This is a genomic window from Bacillus sp. TH25 (genome assembly GCF_016650935.1).
Taxonomy (GTDB): Bacteria; Bacillota; Bacilli; order Bacillales; family Bacillaceae_G; genus Bacillus_A; species Bacillus_A mycoides.
In genome coordinates, this window is the sequence record NZ_JAEKEU010000009.1 from 461,435 (window position 1) to 478,823 (window position 17,389).

The window sequence follows — 17,389 nt, forward strand, 5'->3', positions numbered from 1 at the left end:
TCATATTATAATTAAGCCGCTTGACCCTTTTCAGATATCTCTTTTAAATAGGCTTGTCCTTTTTCAGCGTCATATTGACCTTCCCACTTAGACATAACTACAGCCGCTAAAGAGTTACCTACAACGTTAACTGCTGTACGAGCCATATCAAGAATACGGTCAATACCTGCAATAAACGCTAAACCTTCAGCTGGAATACCTACTGTACCAAGTGTTGCTAATAATACAACGAATGATACGCCAGGTACACCCGCGATACCTTTTGATGTAACCATTAATACAAGTAATAACGTAATTTGTTGTGTAATGGATAATTCAATACCGTACATTTGCGCTAAGAAAATTGCCGCAATTGCTTGATATAAAGTTGATCCATCTAAGTTAAATGAATAACCCGTTGGAATAACGAAAGATGTAATTGCTTTCGGACAACCGAATTTCTCCATTTTCTCCATAATTTTCGGTAAAACCGTTTCTGAACTTGCTGTAGAGTACGCTAAGATCAGCTCGTCTTTTAAAATTTTAAAGAATTGGAAAATGTTAATACCGAATATTTTCGCTGTAAGTCCTAATACAACTACAACGAAGAAGATCATTGCTCCGTATACTACAATGAGTAATTTCCCTAATGGAATTAATGAAGCTAATCCGAATGTAGAAACTGTAACACCAATTAATGCGAATACACCAAATGGTGCAAACTTCATAACTTGGTTCGTTACATAAAACATTGCATCTGCTACACCTTGGAAAAATTGTAGAACTGGTTTGCCACGCTCACCAATTGCTGCTACACCTAAACCAAATAATACTGAGAAGAAGATAATAGCAAGCATATCACCTTCAGCTAATGATTTCATAATGTTCGTCGGAACAATATTTACAAACGTATCCGCGAACGAATGACTTTGTACTTGCTCTGTCGTATGTGTATATTTAGAAATATCTGTTTTTGTTAACTTATCCATATCAACGCCTTTTCCAGGTTGGAAAATATTCGCTATTAATAGACCAACAGCAATTGCAATCGTTGTAATAATTTCAAAGTAAATAATTGTTTTTCCGCCTAGTCGACCTAACTTCTTAACATCGCCAACACCAGCAACCCCAACAACAATACTCGCTACAACAATCGGTACAACAATCATCTTAATTAATCGGATGAAAATATCACCAAGTGGTTGTAAGTACTTCACCACTTCCGGATTGCCAAAGAAAATAGCCCCAACTGCAATACCGAGCGCAAGTCCTATTAAAATTTGCCATGCAAGTCCTATTCTTTTCATACTTGTGGTAACCCCCTCTTCGATGTGTCACTCTATCTCTCATTCTATCTCTATAAAACATGAAATTAAGAGTATTACATATTATTCGACAATTCACTACATTTTGTCCCTGTTAAAAATCATAAATCAAAATTTAAAATCTGACAACAAAATAAGTTTGCCCGAATACAAATAATTTTCTTGACAAAAACAAACTTCATGTCAGAAAACCTCACATGAAATCGATTCCTTACTAGTGATTGATAGGTTTTTAAAATACTGTTTCATTATGGAAAACTCCATCATTTCCCATGTTTTTTTAAAAAAATATAGAAATTGATATCTTTTTCTATACATTCAAGAATTTTAAATTTATGACAAACACTACGAAAAGATACTAAATTCCGACAAAACTTAGCAAAATTATAAAATTTTCTTTACATTATGATTACAACGATAGACACTCTTCTTCTTATGATATATAACATTCATAGGGAAAGGAGCAAGACAACCATGAAAAAGAAATTTGCAGCATTTAGTGTTTTAGCAGCTGGAACGATTTTCGTTTCCCCGTTACTTTCACCCGTATACGCTGAAACGAATGAAAATAAATTATCTAATATTCAATCCGAATTAGAAGGCAAACAAAATGACTTACAAAATAAATCAGCTGAGAAAGAACAAATAGAAAAAGAAATCCAGGAATTACAAAAGAAAATCGACGAATTAACTACTTCTATTAATAAAAACGAAGCTGAATTAAACGATACAAAAAAAGAAATTAGCAAAACGCAGCAAGCAATTGCTGAAAAAAAGAAACATATAGAGCAATTACAAACAAACATAGATACACGTCAAGAGGTTATTAAACAACGACTACAATCTATGCAAGAGAAGCCTCGTACGAGTATCATTACAGAAGTATTAACAAGTTCTGCAAATATCGCTGATCTTGTTGATAATATGTATTCTGTAAGTTTAATTTTAAATAACGATACCGATATTGTGAAAAAGCAAACAGATGATCAACATGCTGTAACGACAGAAAAAGAGGCTGTTGAGAAAAAAGAGCAACAACTGAAAGAATCTGAACAAAAATTAGAGCAAAAACAACAAGAGTTACAAAGTAATCAACAACAGCAACAAACTCTTATTAAAGATCTACATACGAAAGTATCAAAAGTAGATTCCGAGATTGAAGGATTAGAAGAGTCACAAGGTATTTTAGAAAACCAGCGTCAAGCTGTTCAAAAAGCAATTGAAGAAGAAAAACGTGCGGAAGAAGCTCGGAAAGCGGAAGAGGCACGCAAGGCTGAGGAAGCAAAAAAACAAGCCGCCGCTTCTGCTAAAGAAAGCACACAATCCGCACCAACACCGCAAGATACGAACAAAGGTGGATTTATTAAACCAGCGGCTGGATCAAAAACTTCTGGATTCGGCACACGTTCTTTAGATAACCATAAAGGAATCGATATCGCAGCTCCGGGAACAGTTCCAATTATTGCCGCTGCAGATGGCGTTGTTATCCGTTCAGAATTATCCTCTAGTTACGGAAACGTTGTTTACTTATCTCACCGTGTTAACGGAAAAACATATACGACAGTGTATGCACATATGAGTAGCCGCTCTGTATCCAATGGACAAACTGTAAAACAAGGCGACCAACTTGGTTTTATGGGAAATACCGGTCAATCTTACGGACAACATTTACACTTCGAACTTCATATTGGAGAATGGAATGTTGGTAAGACAAACGCAGTTGATCCGTCTCCTTATATCGGATTATAAAAAAACTCGGTGCATACCGAGTTTTTTTACTACCATTTCACACTTTGTAGGCATTTTACATAAACTACAACTAAATGCCTATATTTTGCGGGGTGATTAATATGAATACACAATTACAAGAAGAAATAGAAGAAGCTAGAGAAACATACATCGGCCGATTATTTACATTCGGCGGCTCAGCGTTATTTTTAATTGGATCATTTATCGCAGTTGTCACAGCTTATAAAGCATATAATCGCTTATTAAATACTTCTACAACATAATAAAAAGACGGAGAAATCTCCGTCTTTTTATTATGCAAACATTTTAAATACGCCTACCGCATTTAAAAATACGATAATTACAGTTACCGGAATAACATAACGAAGTAAGAAGAACCAAATGTTAAATAATGTTTTCCCTTTCGTTTCCGTAACTTCTAATTCTTTCATTAATAACTCTTTACTCATTTTATTTGGTACGAATAGCGAAATGGCTAGTACTCCGAGTGGCAGTAACACATTGCTTACCGAAAAATCGACGAAATCAAAGAATGTCTTACCAAATATTTTCACATCACTCATAATTCCAAACGATAACGCTGATGGAATTCCAACTGCAAAAATAAGAATACCAATTAATAACGAAGCTGACGGACGCTTCTTCTCATTATCTTTCGCAACAGATGCTACTACAATTTCAAGCATTGAAATCGCAGATGTTAAAGTCGCAAAGAAGAATAAAACTAAAAACATAATGAAGAAAAATTGTCCAAATGGAATTTTCGCAAAGACAGCAGGAAGAACGATAAACAGTAGCCCTGGTCCTTCTGTCGGTTTAACTCCTAATGCGAAAATCGCCGGAAAAATCGCTAATCCTGCAAGTACTGTAACAAATACAGTTAAACTTACAATAGATGTTGCTGATTTAGCTAAATGCTCTTCTTTCTTTAAATACGAACTATACGTTACCATTACCGAGGCACCTACCGTTAGTGAGAAGAAAGATTGTCCCATCGCATATAAAATCGTATCTGCTGTAAGCTTTGAAAAATCTGGTTTTAAGAAGAACTCTACCCCAGCCATAGCACCATCAAGTGTTAACGCACGAATAATGATAGCAATAAATAAAATGAATAATAGCGGCATCATGTACTTACTTGCCTTTTCTATGCCTTTTTCCACACCTTTACTAACAACAAAAATGGTACAAAGCATAAAAATGAATTGCGCCCCAATCGCACTTACTGGATTTGAAATTGTTTCAGCAAACAATTGTCCATAATCGACTACTCCGTTCCAGAAACTACCTGTGACACTATAGTATAAATAAAGTAAAATCCATCCACCTACAACACTATAAAAAGATAGTACGCTAAAACAAGTAACAACCCCCATACGACCAATCCAAGGATATAACTTGCTATTCGGTACTAATACTTTATAAGCTGTAACGGCCTCTTTTTGAGTACTACGACCAATAACAAATTCAGCTACAAGAAGAGGCATACCAATAAATAAAGTTAATAGTAAGAATACAAGGAAGAACGCGCCTCCCCCTCCATTACCTGCAACATATGGAAACTTCCATATTGCCCCAAGACCTACTGCGGCTCCCGCTGCTGCGAGTACAAAGCCTATTTTCGACGTCCATTGCTGTGTTTCTTTCATCATAAAATCTCCTTTTCTGAATATTATAACTTTTATCAATTATACACTTTCATTTCATACTCGCACACCTCCTTTAGAAAATAAAAAAGTCCCCTACACGCAAATATGCATGTAGAGGACGATATATGTAATAGAATACCGTGGTACCACCTCAATTGGATCAATAAATCCCACTTGTTCAGGTACAGGAAAATTCCGATACCCTATCCTTTTAACGGCGGAACCCGGGTTGCCTACTGCAATGTTCAGCATACCTCTCGCAAGCCCATTCTGTATATTTTATCGTACCGGGCTCACACCTTACCCCAGCTCTCTGAACGCATCAAATATACGTACTCTTCTTGCTCATCGATTTCATCTTTTTGAAGTTACTTGTGATTATAAATTATATTTTTATATTTGTAAAGCACAATTCACTCACTATCCTATATAAATTCCCCTCTCTAATTCTTGTAAAAAAAGCTCTCTTTTTTGTTCACTTTGAATATATATCGACTTTAATACTTCTTGTAACAATATATTTTTTTGCCTTTTCTCTACTTGTAATGCTTTCACTTTTAGTCTAACTTCATATAAAAAATCAAGATACGATTCATACTTCTCATCATATTTATTTGCGATATCATCACGAATTTTTTTTGCAAGTTTCGGACTTGCCCCTCCAGTAGAAACAGCTACATTAAGCAATCCACGATGAATTGCCGCCGGAAAATGAACATTTCCACTTTCCGGATTCGTAATAACATTTACCAATTGATTCACTGCGGCATCTTCAGCAATTTGTTCATTTAGTACCGAATCACTAGTCGCTGCAACTACTAAAAAAGCATCTTTAATATCACTTTTCTCATACTCTCTTTGATACCAACGAATTTGCTTTTCTTCTACAAGTTTCACTAAATTTGCATCTAATTCTGTACTTACTACAACAATATCCGCACCTTGTTTTAGTAAAGGAATAATTTTAAACCCCGCTACTTTCCCTCCACCAATGACAACAACACGTTTCTTATCAACTCGCACTGTAAGTGGATACATATTGATCTCCCTTCAATATTTCCTCTGTTTTCTGAATTAACATCTCTCGAAACGCTACATTCTTTCCTAAATAGGGACTTATTTTTATCTCTTCCGACTCATATTGACGCACTTCTTTCTCAACATGTTTCATGAGTAAGCCTGTAAATAATAAGTAAGGTAACACAACAATGTTCCGTTCTTTTTGTTCTACAATTTCTTTCAACCTCTCATCAAACTTCGGCTCCGCGGCTGCTAAATAACAAACTTCCACCTCTTTAATGTTCTCTTCTTTTTGAAATAAAGAAGAAATCCACTTTATGTCTTGTAAAGTTTCCGGATCACTACTCCCTCTTGCAACGAGCAAAAGTGTTACTTCTTCTTTATAGTCTTTAATACCACTTCCGTTATATACCGCTTTTACAAGCACTTCTGATACACCAAATGGATTACCATACACTATTTTGATATTCGGATATTCCTCGTTTAACTTTCGTAATTCAAGCGGAATATCTTTCTTTACATGTCCTGCCGCTAATAAAAAAACAGGAATAGCGACAATCTCTGTAGCACCACGCTTCACACATGTACGAAATCCTTCTTCAATAGAAGGATTCGCTAGCTCTAAAAAACAAATTTCTTGAATATTTGCCTCTACACGGTTCATACATGACGTAATAAATGCAACCGCTTCTTCTTTTGCTGCTTTCAAACGGCTTCCATGACATATATATATAACAGCCTTCATTTTACAATACTCCGCTTACTTGATATGCATTTTCCGTTTGTTTCTCAAACCAATGTATCTTTTCTCTAAAACGGACAACTTCTCCAATAACAATCATACTTGGATTTTGAATTCGTTCTTTTTTGGCAACATCTACAATTGTTCCTAACGTCGCTGTAACAGTACGCTGCATAGATGTCGTTCCCCACTCAATGATAGCGACAGGTGTACTTTGATTTTTTCCATGTTTTATTAGTTGTTCACATATGTAAGGTAAATTACTAACCCCCATATAGACCGCTAATGTATCTACACCTTTCGCTAAACTTTCCCACTTCACTTCCTCTTCAGCCCCTTCTTTCCGGTGCCCTGTCACAACAGCAAAACTTGCACTTGCATCGCGGTGCGTTACTGGAATTCCAGCGTAAGCAGGAGCAGCTATACCAGCTGAAATACCAGGAATAATTTCAAATGGGATACTTTGCTTCGCTAACGCTTCAGCTTCTTCTCCACCTCTTCCAAATACAAATGGATCTCCGCCCTTAAGCCTCGTTACAACTTTTCCTTTTTTCGCATATTTAATAAGAAATGTGTTAATTGTCTCTTGCTTCATCGTGTGATAATTCGGGAGTTTCCCGCAATAAATTAAATCTGCTCCAGGCTTTGCATAAGAAAGTAACTCTTTATTCACAAGGCGGTCATACAAAATAACATCCGACTTTTCGATACATTTCAACCCTTTAACAGTAATTAAATCTGGATCACCAGGACCCGCCCCAACGATATAAACCTTCCCCATCATCTCTCCTCATTTCTATTATAAAATGAAACTTCCACTCTTCATCACGAATGGAAGTTACTATTATTTCGTATTACACTACTCCTTACTCATGAATAACAAATGCCGCGCCTTTTCGAATCTTCTTTTTTTCATATAATGAGATTTCTTTCACTTCTGGTAGCGGTAAAAAGTACTTTTCAAGTTCTATCTCTGCAAGCTTAAATGCTTGCTCTTCACTTTGAGCAACAACGACTATCGGAACAACACTATTCACTAATACAGCTTCAAATCGATATAAATCCATATTGTCCCTCCTAAGACGCTATTACTTCTTCTACTACTTGGTTTAGTATAATTTGTAATTCTTCCACTCCAACACGTCCGACGAAATCATAAAACGTTTCGGCTAGTAATTTATTCTTTTGGAAATAACTTAAAAAGGACACGAGAACATCCGGCAAATCTTCTCCATCTATTTTCCCTTTTAATTTTTCGTTATATGCTCCTCCGTCTAATAGTGTTCCGCCCACATATATTTCAAACGCCTCAACGATTCCCTTTTCCTTTGTTTTCAGTTTCACTCCTTGCAAACCAATATCAGCAATTTGACGTTGACCACAGGAATTCGGGCATCCTACCATATGAATTCGAACTGGTACATCAAGTGCAATTTGTGTATCTAAGTACTCTGCTATTTTGCGTAATCTTTCTTTCGTTTCTACTAACGCAAGATTACAATACTCAATACCAGTACATGAAACCGCATGACCGATAAATGATTTCGGATTTGCAGAAATTGCTTCAAACAACGGTTCACTTAATAGCCCTTCAGTATTTTCTGGCGGAACATTCGGAATAATGAAGTTTTGAGAGTTACAAGTTCGAATTTGCCCGTTTCCATATTTCTTTGCAATTCTTGCAATCTCAAACATTTCCTCTGCGTGTAAACGCCCTACTGGTACATTAAAGCCGACATACTTTAATCCTGCTTGTTTTTGATCTTGAACGCCATAAAAGTATCCTGCATTCCAGCCTTTGAGAGCACTTTCCCCTTTACTTTGCAATGGGCCTGTGTATTCTACTAGTTTCTCTTTAAATTTCTCAGCGCCCCAGTCAGCGACAAGAAATTTCAAACGTGCTAAGTGGCGTTTTTCACGATATCCAAAATCACGGAATATAGTAGCAATTGCAATCGACACTGCCTTCACTTCTTCTGGTAAAACGAATACATCTAATTCTTCCGCTAAGTATGGACGAGCTGATAAGCCTCCGCCTACTTTTATATGAAAACCAACTTTTTTCTCACCATCTATTTCTTTCGTAGCAGGTGTAAATGCCACACAGTTAATCTCTGCATTTGCTGAATTATAAATGTTAGAACTAATAGACATTTTAAATTTACGTGGCAGATTAGAAAACTCTTCATTATGTTGGAAGTAATCGTATATTTCTTTAACAATCGATGTTGTATCAAATAGTTCATTCGCATCAATTCCAGCAAGTGGATTACCTGTAATATTACGCGTAATATCACCGCATGCCCCCGCTGAAGATAAGCCAACTCTCGCTAATCTTTTAAAAATATCCGGAATTTGCCCAATTTCTAACCAATGAAACTGAATCGCCTGTCTTGTCGTAATATCTAACACATCACGCCCATAATCTTTAGCGATAGAAGCTAGCACCTCTGCCTGCGCATTTGTAATAATCCCAGAAGGTATATTGACACGCATCATAAAATAGCCCGCTTCTTTCGGTCGTTGCAAATACAATCCTGCCCATTTAAATGCGTCCCACTCTTCTTTCGGAATAGATTCAAATCCATTCTCCGCATAATACGGAATATCATTAAAGATTTCTAATCCATCTTTTTCTAATTTCTTTTTCTCGGACGGATTCAATTTTTCATTATTTGCCCATACTTTTTCATAAGTCATTTTTAATCCCCCTATATAAAACTACGCTCTTGTAAGTACTTCACAATTTGTTCTGCACATTCTTCAATAGAATTCATGTGCGTTTCTACAATTAATTCTGCTTGTTTTGGTTCCTCATACGGTGAATCGATACCTGTAAACTCTTTAATATCACCTTTTCTCGCCTTTTTATAAAGTCCTTTCGGATCACGTTTCTCACACTCTTCAATTGGACATTTTACAAACACTTCTATAAACTCATCTGCAGCTAATAGTTCCCTAACTTGTTTTCGGTCTACTCGAAATGGTGAAATAAACGCTGTAAGGACAACAGTTCCTTGATCTACAAATAACTTCGCCACTTCACCAATACGTCTTATATTTTCCATGCGATCACTTTCAGAAAAACCTAAATCTTTATTTAAACCTTGGCGAATATTATCCCCATCTAGCACATAATTTCCGATATTCTTTTCAAACAGTTTGCGAGCAACCGCATTCGCTACTGTAGATTTACCCGAAGCTGATAAACCAGTAAACCAAACTACAAAACTGTGATGCCCATTCTTCACTCTTCTCTCATCTTTTGAAACAGAAGCTGTATGCCAAGTAATATTCGTATCCATCTCATTCTCTCCCTATTCTGTTACTACTTCTTTTTTCAAACCTTTAATTAGCGCTTCCACTACTTCTTTACGACTAAATGTACTTGGCGGAATCTCTCCATTCCTTAACATTTCTCGTACTTTCGTACCCGATAAGATGACACGGTCTTCTTTTCCATGCGGACATGTTTTCGTTGAAGCCATTGCTTCACATTTCGTGCAGTAAAAACTATGTTCAAAAAATAACGGCGTAATTCCTAACTCTTCTACTGTAAAATTCGTAAAGATTTCCTGCGCTTCATATGTTCCGTAATAGTCCCCTACCCCAGCATGATCACGCCCTATAATAAAGTGGGTACAACCAAAGTTCTTTCTTACTAATGCATGAAATATCGCTTCCCTTGGTCCTGCGTAACGCATTGCTGCAGGAAATACACCTAAAAAGACACGATCTTTCGGATAATAGTTTTGAAGTAATACTTCATAGCTTTCCATCCTTACATCAGCAGGAATATCATCTGACTTCGTTTCCCCAACAAGCGGATTTAAAAAGAGACCATCTACAATTTCAAGAGCAGATTTTTGAATATACTCATGGGCACGATGTACCGGGTTTCTCGTTTGAAATCCAACTACTGTTTTCCAACCGCGTTTTTTAAATTCTTCTCTCGTTTCAATTGGATCTAAATGATAAGAAGGAAACGGATTATTTCCAAAGCGTTTTGTAAGAATAATAGCTCCTCCAACGTAAACGTTTGGTCGTTCATATAATTTTTCCACCCCTGGATGTGCTTCATCCGTCGTTTTATATACAAGTGACGCTTCTTTTTCTTTATCTGGTACAAAAATATCTTCTATTTGAATAACACCATATACATTTCCGGCGTTGACAAGTTTTACTTCCTCTCCAGCCTGCAGTTTCTCGGCTACTTCTTCTGTTACCGGTAGTGTAATCGGTATACTCCATACGCTACCATTTGCTAAACGAAGCGTTTCTACTACTGAATCATAATCTCTCTTCCCTAAAAATCCTGTAAGAGGGCTATATCCTCCTGTCGCCAAAAGTTCTAAATCACTAAGTGCAATTTTGTCTATCTCGATTTCCTTTACAATGTTCGATATTTCATATGTTTCATCAATGCGGTTTACTAATTCATTTGTTGTACTCATTTTCTTATATCCCTTCTTAGCTTTATTTCAAAATCTATCTCATTGAAAGTGAAGGCCACATTCCGTCTTCATTTTCCCAGCCCATCTTCCATCTCTTGAATTGCCACCATCACCTACAGGTAATGTACATTTCTCACACCCAATACTCGGATAGCCAACATCATGCAATGGGTTATACGGCAAACTATGTTTATATACATATCGCCAAACTTCTTTCCAAGTCCAATGAATGAGCGGACAAACTTTAATAGATTGAAAACGACGATCTTGATTTATAAACTGTGTATGCTTACGCGTTTCTGATTGTTCCCTTCTTAAGCCTGATATCCACGCTTTTTCCGCTGCTAATGATTTTTCTAACGGTAAAATTTTTCTAATACTACAGCAAAGATTCGGATTACTTTCCCATAACTTCTCTCCATGAAGCTTCGCTTGTTCATCGAGTGTAAGTTCTGGCTGTTTTTCTATAATATTTAATGAAGGAAATCTCTCGCGTACCTTCTTAATTAATTCGTACGTTTCTTGAAAATGAACATTTGTATCCAAAAATACAACTTTAGCAGATGGATTTACTTGGTTTATAAGATGTAATAAAACCATTCCCTCCACCCCAAAGCTACATGCATATACAATTTCATCTTTATATTCGTTATAAGCCCAACTTAATACTGATAGCGCGCCTTTCGTTTCATCTTCTTCAGAAAATGAAACACTATTTTCTTTCCACGTTTCGTACGTCAACATGTTTTTTCCCCCTGTAAAAGCAAAAAGACGGCTTTAACCTATTAAAAATAGATTAAAACCGCCTCTAGTTTTTCTAGTCAGCGCTTTTTACTTTAAACGAACCTTTTCACTTTTTTCTAATTGAATCACTTTTCCATCTTGCACAACAATTGTAATGGAACCATATTTCATATCAGCAAGCATCGCTTGAATTTTCTCAGATACTTCATCAAAATGCTCCCGTACGCTCACGCAAACAGCCCCCCTTTTTATTCATAAAAAAAAATCTTTCCCATTTCGAAAAGACTGTTCGGTAATATATTTTACCTTATCTTTCAAAATGGATTCCATTTTGCTGGATTTAGCACCTTGCTTTCTATAAGCAGGTTGCCGAGCTTCGTAGGGCCAGTTCCCTCAGCTTCTCTTGATAAGCTTTGTATTTGTATTTTATCACAATTCTGATTTTTTTCAATCCTAGTTTTCCGATATATTTAATTATTTTTATTTTTTTAAAAGGAGTTGCCTTTACTAGACAACTCCTTCTTTCTCATTCACACCAGCTCTTTAATACGTATGCGATCGTTCCCAATGATATTTTCATATGTTTCACGTTCTACGACAATTTGTGACGTCCCGCCTTTTGCAAAGACGACAGCTGGTCTACGAATACGATTATAATTATTCGCCATCGAGTACCCATATGCCCCCGTACAAGAAATTGCTAGTAAATCAGAAGAAGCAACTTGCGGTAAGTTAATATCCCAAATCAGCATATCTCCACTTTCACAGCATTTCCCAGCAATCGAAACGAGTTCCTCATTCTCATCATTCCCTCGATTCGCCAACATCGCCTCATAACGGGCTCCGTATAGAGCTGGTCTTAAATTATCTGTCATTCCACCATCGACTGAAACATATTTCCGAATGCCAGGAATCTCTTTCACCGCTCCGACTGTATAAAGTGTTGTTCCAGCATCACCTACAATACTACGACCTGGTTCAATCCATATTTCTGGAAGCGGATATTCACATAATGTAAACTGCTCTCTTATCGTACTTGTTACAGCGTGCACATACGTTTCAAGTGTTAACGGTGTATCTGAATCCGTATAACGTATACCGAAACCTCCGCCCACATTTAATACTTTCATCACATAATGTGTTCGCTCTCTCACTTCTTCTAAAAATTGGCGGAGTACTTCAATTGCTCGAACAAATCCAGCCGTTTCAAATATTTGTGATCCGATGTGCGAGTGAATTCCTAGCACATTATAATTTGATTTTTGCAAGGCAAGCTCAATTGCTTGCATCGCTTGACCATTTGAAACACCAAATCCAAATTTCGAATCCTCTTGACCTGTTGTTATATATTCGTGTGTATGTGCCTCTACCCCAGGCGTTACACGGATTAATATGTTCACAAATTTCCCATGTTGCATTGCTAAATCATGTAAAATTTCTAATTCTAAGAAATTATCTACTACAAAACAACCGATATTCGCCTGAAGAGCCATAATCATTTCTTCTTCTGTTTTATTATTTCCGTGAAAATGAATACGCGATGCCGGAAAACCAGCTTGAAGCGCAGTATATAATTCTCCTCCAGAAACAACGTCTAAAGACATATTCTCTTCACGAGCTACTCGGCACATCTCCATGCACAAGAACGCCTTGCTTGCATATGCTACTTGATAAGAGAAACCACTTTCTTTAAAAGCACGATGAAACGCGCGGCACTTTCCTCGAATAGACTCTTCATCGTATACATAAAGTGGTGTTCCGTATTGTTTTGCTAGCTGCGTCGTATCGCACCCACCAATTTCTAAGTGTCCTTGCCCATTGATTCGGCTTGTGCCGTGTAAATACATTTAAATTCCTCCCTTATTTCCTCTAAAACTCATAACCCCAATCTTCTATTCATTGCAGCACGCTTTTAGATAGACAAAAAACGCGCGGAACAATGTTCACACGCGTTTCTTATTAGGAAAAATATATATTGAAAAAATAAACGAGTTGTTATCTTCTCAAAATAAGAAACCGCATCAACATCTCCAAATAGCTCTTCATAAAATAAATATTATGACAGTACTACATTTATTCAATGCAGTCCCAATATATGAATAACGTGGTCATTCTTATATTTCGGCAATAGTCCCTTTCAACCTATGATCACAGATTCCACTAAATCTCCCATAGCTTACTCTTTCCTATCGCGGCCTCTACCTTTGAGAGTAGATGAGGTAAGTCTATTTAATTTTCAAACATCTAATTGTTGCTATTAACAATACCAAAGGACCATTTTATTTGTCAAACAATTTTTTATATTGTTTTTTTACAGTTTAATTTTGTATCATTTGGTAAGCGCTTTACTGAAACCTTTGTCACTTCCCATTCGCCCTCTTCGTTATTAAATGTAATCGTTACCTTCTCAAATGGTGGAACAATTTTCCCACCAACCTGTTCATACTTCGTTACTTCAATACTCGCTTGAAATAAATATGTACCACTATACACTTTTTTTAAACTAATAATTTTAGGACATTGATAAGGCTTCAAGCTCCCATATTGTTTTTCAATTGCCTTATTTATTTTTGGAAATAAAACAGAATAAAGGGCATCTTCCATAAAGGGTGCATCATATTGTGCTACCGACACACTCGGTGAAGCAAAAAGTATAACACTACTGCATACTATAAAATATAATAATTTTCGCATTATAACCTCCGTTTTATTACTCGATTCTTTTTGCGCACGATAATTATCATACATAGAAACTCCGTTTTATTGTCTCCCACTGCCCTTTTTCTACTCAATTATTATAAAAAAGCCCACAACTCTCTTTTATTTTCGTATAATGATACTCATAGTATAATAAACATAATAACAAAGGACTGTTCGTATATATAAAGTGAGGCGCTAATCAAACCGGCTCACAAGAACCGTCATGCTTTTAGGAGAGGAGTATATTATGCTACAAAATCTGTTTCCAAAACTGCGATTTGCACTAGTTGCAGTCGTTTTATTATGGATAAAAACATATATTGTGTACAAGCTAGCATTTGATATTAGAATTGATAACTTCTTTGAAGAGTTTATGCTTTTTATTAACCCACTAGCTTCGTTACTTTTATTTTTTGGTTTCGCTTTACTTGCATCTAAGTACCGAAACCGAATTATTATTGTAATTAGTTTTATACTGTCATTTATTTTATTTGGAAATGCAATGTTTTACGGGTTCTATAACGATTTTGTTACTTTCCCTGTTTTATTCCAAACAAATAATATGGCTGACTTAGGGACGAGTATAAAAGAACTCTTTACGTATAAAACATTACTTTTATTTGCAGACGCAATTATTTTAATGTTTATTTCGCGTAAATTCCCATCATTTGGTGATAAAACACCCCTTTCTCGCTCTGAGAAGCGAACTTTCTTTAGCGGTGTAACAGTATTATTAGCACTACAAATTGTTGTTTCAGTTATATATAAACCACAAATGTTCTCACGCTCATTTGATCGTCAAACTGTCGTGAAAAATTTAGGGTTATACACATATCATCTATTTGATATTACACTTCAATCTAAGTCTTCAGCTGAGCGTGTATTTGCAAGTGGAGACGGGTTCTCTGAAATTAAAAACTATACAGACTCAAAAGATAAACAAGTTGATAAAAACTTATTTGGAGCTGCAAAGGGTAAAAATGTAATTTTAATTTCAATGGAATCTACACAAAGTTTTGTTATTAATAAAAAAATAAATGGAAAAGAGATTACTCCATTTTTAAATGAGTTTATTAAAGATAGTTTTTATTTCGATAACTTCTATCATCAAACGGGACAAGGTAAAACTTCTGATGCTGAATTTATCGTTGAAAATTCCCTTTATCCGTTAGACCGTGGTTCTGTATTCTTTACTCATGCAACAAATGAATACACTGCCACACCAGAACAATTAAAGAAATACGGATATTCTTCTGCTGTCTTCCATTCAAACGATAAAACATTTTGGAATCGTGACGTAATGTATCCTGCGCTTGGATATGATCGTTACTTTAATTTAAATGATTACGTAGGAACGGAACAAATGTCTGTCGGTTGGGGATTAAAAGATAAAGAGTTCTTTGAGCAATCTATTCCAAAGTTAAAATCTTTACCACAACCGTTCTATACAAAATTTATTACGTTAACAAACCATTTTCCATTTCTTCTAAATCCAGAAGATCAATATGTTGATGAATTTAATTCCGAAAGTGGTGTTTTAAATCGCTACTTCCCAACCGTTCGTTACACGGATGAAGCTCTTAAATTATTTATTAAACAATTGAAAGACGAAGGACTATATGATAATTCCGTTATTGTCATTTATGGTGATCATTACGGCATTTCTGAAAACCATAATGCAGCTATGGCTCAGTTCCTTGGGAAAGACGCTATTACACCGTTTGATTCTATGCAATTACAACGCGTCCCTCTCATTATTCATGTGCCTGGCCAAGAAGGAAAAGTCATCTCTAAAGTATCTGGTCAAATTGATATTAAACCAACGTTACTTCATTTACTTGGTATTAAAACAAATCAATCCGTAGAATTTGGAACAGACTTATTTACGAAAGAAAAAGACCCTCTTATGGTAATGCGGGACGGCAGTTTTGTTTCGGAAGATTATGTTTATACAAAAAATATGTGCTATAAAAGAAGCACAGGTGAAGAAGCTGATTTAACACTATGTCAGCCTTATATTGAAAAAGCAAAAACAGAATTAAAATTATCCGACAAACTCATTTATGGAGATTTATTACGATTTGATCCTAACAATCGATATAAAACCGGAACGATGACAACGAAATTTGAATAGTGTAGGAAGCAACTTTACAAAAGTTGCTTCCTTTTTTACTTATTTTTCAAATTCCTCTTCTATACAATCTTTCACAAATTGGGAATTTTTTTCGTATGAGAAAGAAATTTATGGTATGATAAAATAAGTAAACTTTCATACACTAATTAAGAATTTATAACAGAAAGCAAGGGATCAGATTTTGTATAGAGCAGCTATTCCAAACTTATTTACGCTCGGAAATTTATATAGCGGATTTTTGTCAATCGGCTATGCATCTTTAGGATATTATAAATCAGCTGCTATTTTAGTACTGATCGGGATGATGTTAGATAGTCTTGATGGTCGTGTCGCTCGTTTATTACGCGTTGATTCACAAATGGGAAAAGAGCTTGATTCACTCGCGGATGTTGTAACATTTGGCGCAGCACCTGCTGTTTTAATGTATTACACATCTTTTTCCAACTACGGAATCATTGGACTATACATAGCGGGATTATTCCCTCTGTTCGGAGCATATCGCTTAGCACGATTTAATGTAACACCATCTTCTACTTCTATGAAATATTTCACTGGAGTCCCGATTACTGCAGCAGGAGGGCTTGTTGCTTTCTTAACATTATTTTCACATACCATTCCAAAAATCGTTCTCATTACCGTATTTGTAACGTTCGCATTTTTAATGGTGAGCCGTGTTCGTATCCCAAGTTTAAAAGATGTACCAATTCCACGATATAGCATAATTATTACACTATTTTTAGTTGGAATTATTATCACAATGTACCAAACAAGTTTTGGCAACATTTCTGTTTTCTTATTCATTGCCATTCCACTATACATTTTGTATATGTTATCTCAATTTATTAGACAAAGACCTTCTAAAAAAGCGAATAAAGAAAAATAAAAAAACCTTC

17 protein-coding genes, 2 riboswitches and 1 other annotated feature are annotated in these 17,389 nt (G+C 35.9%); of the genes, 4 read left to right on the plus strand and 13 right to left on the minus strand.

Going from position 1 to position 17,389, the window contains the following annotated elements; all coding sequences use genetic code 11:
* Positions 1-11 precede the first annotated feature (11 nt).
* A complete protein-coding gene (gene gltP / locus JFT89_RS06890; protein ID WP_201039694.1) occupies positions 12-1,286 on the minus strand; it encodes a glutamate/aspartate:proton symporter GltP in 1,275 nt (424 codons plus the stop codon).
* A gap of 492 nt (positions 1,287-1,778) precedes the next feature.
* On the opposite strand from gltP, the gene JFT89_RS06895 reads away from it, so the two are divergent.
* Both JFT89_RS06895 and JFT89_RS06900 read left to right on the plus strand, forming a co-directional pair.
* Entirely contained in the window at positions 1,779-3,053 is a 1,275-nt protein-coding gene (locus JFT89_RS06895; RefSeq protein ID WP_063219055.1) for a murein hydrolase activator EnvC family protein, read from the plus strand.
* Positions 3,054-3,154: 101 nt separating this feature from the next.
* Positions 3,155-3,316: a hypothetical protein gene (locus JFT89_RS06900; RefSeq protein WP_002158647.1), complete on the plus strand. Its 162-nt coding sequence runs from the start codon at positions 3,155-3,157 to the stop codon at positions 3,314-3,316.
* Between the two features lie 30 nt (positions 3,317-3,346).
* On the opposite strand, the gene JFT89_RS06905 is transcribed toward JFT89_RS06900, so the two are convergent.
* The 12 genes from JFT89_RS06905 to JFT89_RS06960 form a co-directional block, all read right to left on the minus strand.
* A complete protein-coding gene (locus JFT89_RS06905) occupies positions 3,347-4,702 on the minus strand; it encodes a sodium-dependent transporter (protein ID WP_201040013.1) in 1,356 nt (451 codons plus the stop codon).
* 111 nt (positions 4,703-4,813) lie between these two features.
* Positions 4,814-5,060 (minus strand) — a binding site (T-box leader).
* Between the two features lie 62 nt (positions 5,061-5,122).
* Positions 5,123-5,740: an NAD(P)-binding protein gene (locus JFT89_RS06910; RefSeq protein ID WP_201039695.1), complete on the minus strand. Its 618-nt coding sequence runs from the start codon at positions 5,738-5,740 to the stop codon at positions 5,123-5,125.
* Positions 5,715-6,467 carry a sirohydrochlorin chelatase gene (locus JFT89_RS06915; RefSeq protein ID WP_002064462.1) on the minus strand — a complete coding sequence of 251 codons (753 nt, stop codon included), beginning with the start codon at positions 6,465-6,467 and terminating at the stop codon, positions 5,715-5,717. The genes JFT89_RS06910 and JFT89_RS06915 overlap by 26 nt, the downstream gene beginning before the upstream one ends.
* 1 nt (position 6,468) lies before the next feature.
* A complete protein-coding gene (cobA, locus tag JFT89_RS06920; RefSeq protein ID WP_033706585.1) occupies positions 6,469-7,245 on the minus strand; it encodes a uroporphyrinogen-III C-methyltransferase in 777 nt (258 codons plus the stop codon).
* 85 nt (positions 7,246-7,330) lie between these two features.
* The gene (locus tag JFT89_RS06925) at positions 7,331-7,531 is read right to left on the minus strand and encodes a DUF3906 family protein (RefSeq protein WP_002064460.1); all 201 of its coding nucleotides are present in this window, start codon (positions 7,529-7,531) and stop codon (positions 7,331-7,333) included.
* A gap of 10 nt (positions 7,532-7,541) precedes the next feature.
* Complete coding sequence (locus JFT89_RS06930) at positions 7,542-9,164, minus strand: nitrite/sulfite reductase (RefSeq protein WP_002064458.1); 1,623 nt, start codon at positions 9,162-9,164, stop codon at positions 7,542-7,544.
* An 11-nt stretch (positions 9,165-9,175) separates the two neighbouring features.
* Positions 9,176-9,769, minus strand: a complete 594-nt coding sequence (gene cysC, locus JFT89_RS06935; protein ID WP_002135189.1) for an adenylyl-sulfate kinase — start codon at positions 9,767-9,769, stop codon at positions 9,176-9,178.
* Positions 9,770-9,781: 12 nt separating this feature from the next.
* Positions 9,782-10,918, minus strand: a complete 1,137-nt coding sequence (sat, locus tag JFT89_RS06940) for a sulfate adenylyltransferase (RefSeq protein ID WP_002064455.1) — start codon at positions 10,916-10,918, stop codon at positions 9,782-9,784.
* 39 nt (positions 10,919-10,957) lie between these two features.
* Positions 10,958-11,662 (minus strand): phosphoadenylyl-sulfate reductase, encoded by a 705-nt coding sequence (locus JFT89_RS06945; RefSeq protein ID WP_002011694.1) that lies wholly within the window; start codon positions 11,660-11,662, stop codon positions 10,958-10,960.
* Between the two features lie 87 nt (positions 11,663-11,749).
* Positions 11,750-11,893 carry a YezD family protein gene (locus JFT89_RS06950; RefSeq protein ID WP_000116159.1) on the minus strand — a complete coding sequence of 48 codons (144 nt, stop codon included), beginning with the start codon at positions 11,891-11,893 and terminating at the stop codon, positions 11,750-11,752.
* Positions 11,894-11,966: 73 nt separating this feature from the next.
* Positions 11,967-12,075, minus strand: a riboswitch (SAM riboswitch).
* 117 nt (positions 12,076-12,192) lie between these two features.
* Complete coding sequence (gene lysA, locus JFT89_RS06955) at positions 12,193-13,509, minus strand: diaminopimelate decarboxylase (protein WP_002126306.1); 1,317 nt, start codon at positions 13,507-13,509, stop codon at positions 12,193-12,195.
* 180 nt (positions 13,510-13,689) lie between these two features.
* A riboswitch (Lysine riboswitch) is annotated at positions 13,690-13,871 on the minus strand.
* 89 nt (positions 13,872-13,960) lie between these two features.
* Positions 13,961-14,356: a DUF3888 domain-containing protein gene (locus JFT89_RS06960; RefSeq protein WP_195743282.1), complete on the minus strand. Its 396-nt coding sequence runs from the start codon at positions 14,354-14,356 to the stop codon at positions 13,961-13,963.
* 253 nt (positions 14,357-14,609) lie between these two features.
* Here JFT89_RS06960 and JFT89_RS06965 point away from each other — a divergent pair, with 253 nt between their 5' ends.
* A complete protein-coding gene (locus tag JFT89_RS06965) occupies positions 14,610-16,496 on the plus strand; it encodes an LTA synthase family protein (protein WP_002086724.1) in 1,887 nt (628 codons plus the stop codon).
* Positions 16,497-16,677: 181 nt separating this feature from the next.
* Positions 16,678-17,379 (plus strand): CDP-diacylglycerol--serine O-phosphatidyltransferase, encoded by a 702-nt coding sequence (gene pssA, locus JFT89_RS06970; RefSeq protein ID WP_002011698.1) that lies wholly within the window; start codon positions 16,678-16,680, stop codon positions 17,377-17,379.
* Positions 17,380-17,389 lie beyond the last annotated feature (10 nt).